This window comes from Halomonas sp. ND22Bw (assembly GCF_003011945.1).
Classification (GTDB): domain Bacteria; phylum Pseudomonadota; class Gammaproteobacteria; order Pseudomonadales; family Halomonadaceae; genus Halomonas; species Halomonas halophila.
This window is the reverse complement of record NZ_PXWD01000252.1, coordinates 1-401: the sequence shown is the minus strand read 5'-3', so window position 1 is coordinate 401 and position 401 is coordinate 1. Positions and strand designations below refer to the sequence as shown.

1 protein-coding gene is annotated in these 401 nt (G+C 70.1%); it reads right to left on the bottom strand.

Annotated elements, in window-relative coordinates:
- Positions 1–401, bottom strand: a 401-nt coding sequence (locus CVH10_RS17925; protein ID WP_369335861.1) for an acyl-CoA dehydrogenase family protein, incomplete at both ends; no start/stop codon positions are given.

Here is a 401-nt window from a genome sequence, read left to right as displayed (position 1 = left end):
GAGCGTCTGGATGGCGGCGCTGCAGACCTTCTCGGCCATCTCGCTGGCGAAGAGCTTGGCCATCGCGGCTTCCTTCAGGCAGGGCCGGCCGGCGTCGCGCAGGGCGGCGGCGTGCCAGATGAGCTGGCGCGCGGCCTCGAGCTGGGTTGCGCATTCGGCCAGGCGGAAGCCGACCGCCTGCTGGTCGAAGATCGATCCGCCGAAGGCCTGCCGCTCCTTGGCGTAGGCCAGCGCCACCTCGAAGGCGCTGCGTGCCATGCCCACGCTCTGCGCCGCGATGCCGATGCGACCGCCTTCGAGCGCGCCGAGCGCGATCTTGTAGCCCTCACCCTCGGCACCGATCAGGTTCTCGGCCGGAATGCGGCAGCCGTCGAAATTGATCTGCGCCGTGTCGCTGCTGT